This is a genomic window from Piscirickettsia litoralis, assembly GCF_001720395.1.
GTDB lineage: Bacteria > Pseudomonadota > Gammaproteobacteria > Piscirickettsiales > Piscirickettsiaceae > Piscirickettsia > Piscirickettsia litoralis.
Map to the genome: position 1 here is coordinate 162,456 of NZ_MDTU01000002.1, position 2,524 is coordinate 164,979.

The 2,524-nt window shown below is 37.1% G+C and carries 4 protein-coding genes; 1 reads left to right on the top strand and 3 read right to left on the bottom strand.

Going from position 1 to position 2,524, the window contains the following annotated elements:
* Both tnpB and tnpA read right to left on the bottom strand, forming a co-directional pair.
* A partial coding sequence (tnpB, locus tag BGC07_RS15825; protein ID WP_139121805.1) for an IS66 family insertion sequence element accessory protein TnpB occupies positions 1 to 189 on the bottom strand: 189 nt, incomplete at its 3' end.
* On the bottom strand, positions 186 to 491 hold the full coding sequence (gene tnpA / locus BGC07_RS15830; RefSeq protein WP_069314040.1) for an IS66 family insertion sequence element accessory protein TnpA: 306 nt from the start codon (positions 489 to 491) through the stop codon (positions 186 to 188). The genes tnpA and tnpB, both read right to left, overlap by 4 nt.
* Positions 492 to 673: 182 nt before the next feature.
* On the opposite strand from tnpA, the gene BGC07_RS15835 reads away from it, so the two are divergent.
* Positions 674 to 982 carry an IS6 family transposase gene (locus BGC07_RS15835; protein ID WP_139121787.1) on the top strand — a complete coding sequence of 103 codons (309 nt, stop codon included), beginning with the start codon at positions 674 to 676 and terminating at the stop codon, positions 980 to 982.
* Positions 983 to 1,201: 219 nt separating this feature from the next.
* On the opposite strand, the gene BGC07_RS15840 is transcribed toward BGC07_RS15835, so the two are convergent.
* Complete coding sequence (locus BGC07_RS15840) at positions 1,202 to 2,485, bottom strand: hypothetical protein (RefSeq protein WP_069314042.1); 1,284 nt, start codon at positions 2,483 to 2,485, stop codon at positions 1,202 to 1,204.
* Between the last annotated feature and the right edge of the window lie 39 nt (positions 2,486 to 2,524).

A 2,524-nucleotide genomic window follows, 5' to 3' on the forward strand; every position in this document is an offset into this window, starting at 1 on the left:
AAAACCCGTGCCATCAAAGTATAAGTATTTCAGCTTATCTTTCTTGCGATTAAAAAAGATAAAAACGGCACCATCAAGTACATTAAGATTAAATCGAGACTCAACCTCCCAAGCTAAACCATCAATCGATTTACGCATATCACAGTATGTCGTTGCCAGATAAACCTTAGTGGATGACGGCAATTTCATTGAACATGGCTAGCCACATTGAGTACCTTGAGTAAAGTATGCTCATCAAAATCGGGAGAGAGAATCAATTCATGCTGGCCACACAATCTAAGTGACAACCCTGTGGGTGCTGTTTTGACCTCGGCAAAACCAAGACTGTCTTTTTTCTGTTTGCACTGAACAGAAGCATAATAACTAAATTGTGTATGCTTTAGGCCATTCGATTGACAAAACTCTTTAAGGGTTTGGCCTGATTCACGCCATTGCTCAACTAAACTCAACCATTCGGCGCGTGATCTCTTGATATTCGTTATTGCTTCCATACTGATCTCCAAGCAAAAAATCAGCATGGCATGGGTGATTATGAATTAGAAGGTGTATTTCCCTGAGCTCTTACAATCTTAAAGGCTTGCTATGCTTTCACATCAACCCAAAGGTCATCGTTTTCCTGCCCAGATTATCAGTCATGTTGTTTGGCTGTTTGAGCTTTCGTGACATCGCAGAAATGATGACAGAGCGAGGATTAAAAGTGAGCTATGAAAGCATTAGACGTTGGAGCAAAAAGTTCTTCCACCCTATAACCCAGCAACTGTGCAAGAAAGAAGCGCAGCGATCTGATAAGTGGTGTTTAGGTGAGATGACCACCAAAATTAATGGTGACAAATATGTATTGTTGCGTGCCGTAGATAACGAAAGCTATGAACTGAATATTTTCATCCAGAAGTGCAAAGAAAATAACGTGTTGGTGCCAGGCTCATTCCCATCGATCAAATTCTTTACAATGTGCCAAACCTCTCTTGGGCGAAAGTGCTGAGATTGTAACCAACGACTAACACTGTCACGAGAAAGGGACTTCGGAAAAACTTCGGACAGTGCAAGGTCAGAGAGGCAACACTTGTTGCCTATAAAAATACTTTATAAATTGCTTTTATGCACTTGTGCCTAGATATCCTCGGCGCATCTTATCTTAGCTTCTTTGAGTCACTATTTTAAAGAATTAGAGCTAAAGTGCGAAACTTGTGGCTACCCTTGATCAAAACCGCCTTTTTGAAGCGACCCTATATTTTTCTATATGATGCAAAGGATCTTCAATATCTTCTACTTTAAAATTTCGGCAAAGAGTCTGGAGATAAGTTTTACTTTTGAGGTACTGACTTGGGTTTCTTGCAATACTTATTATTAAACTTTCATTATAAATAGGTCGATGTTGATTAAAGCAAGATCGCGCTTGTATCTCAATTAGGATGGATATAAAGTCGAATGCCTGTTTGTGTGTTTTTACAATCGCTGGATGACACAAGTAGTACATAGCAATACATCCTGTTGCAACATATCTGGCATATTCCTGAAGTGAACACCCAACAGCAGTGCTTTGGTCGAATTGAAGAGATATCGGATATCCATAATTTATTAGCAAAGTATTGAGCAAGGCGACACATATAGTTCTACCATTATAGTCATCAAAAGGGTGAACAGTATGCAATGTTTGGATTAAATCACATATCTCCAATAGCCCTACCTTTTTATTAGAGTAAAACCTTTTAAACTCATGATCTACAAAAGATACTAACTTTTTGCCTGTAAGATAAATAGTAAGCCTAGCATTAGGATTTTTTATAATTTCTTTTATAATTTTATCTTGACTAGGTTTAGATGATGTTCCTTTGTGCTTGTGGTACTTGAGCATATACTCAGTTTCAAATCGTTCTATTTTTTCCTCGTTGGTTTCTTCATCATTTCTTAGATCTCCAATCATTTTTTTTATGTCTAAAAGCTCAGCATGCTTCTCTAACTTTTCATATTCTCGATGTTCGTGAGTGATATATGAGTATGAGTCAATCTTGACATCAAAATAACGCCCACGTGTGAATTTATCAATCTTGTTTTTCAACGAATAAACTCTTAGCATACCGTCAACTGTTTTTAGTCGAGAAATACCAAAGGACTCTAGTCGGATAATATCGACTTCAGCTTCAGCTCTAAAAGCACCGAGTACAAAATCAGAGGAGCCAGGAAGTCTTTTTACTCCAGCACTTATAGCCATATCTGCGAGCTCTTTTGCACTAAACTGTCGGTGCTTTTTTATTCCACAGATAAAGGAAGATAAAGCTCCTAATAGGTAATCTGGCCTTGGTGAGGAGGCTTCTTCTATAATCATTAGAGGATTAATAGCATTATCATTGATAATATTTCTATATAGATCTGATAAGGCGAATAAAATAAACTCACGATAATGGTTAGGTGTGCTTGGACAATCCCTTAATTTTAAGTAACCAGTTAATGTCTTTAACTTATTTCTTATTTCAGAGTTAATCATATAAAGAAGCCTAATTTACGTTAGTATTTATTAAATTAA

Excerpts from the sequence above, each read along its gene's own strand:
- BGC07_RS15840 (WP_069314042.1), bottom strand. The coding sequence starts at position 2,485 with ATGATTAACTCTGAAATAAGAAATAAGTTAAAGACATTAACTGGTTAC.
- BGC07_RS15835 (WP_139121787.1), top strand. The coding sequence starts at position 674 with ATGATGACAGAGCGAGGATTAAAAGTGAGCTATGAAAGCATTAGACGT.
- tnpA (WP_069314040.1), bottom strand. The coding sequence starts at position 491 with ATGGAAGCAATAACGAATATCAAGAGATCACGCGCCGAATGGTTGAGT.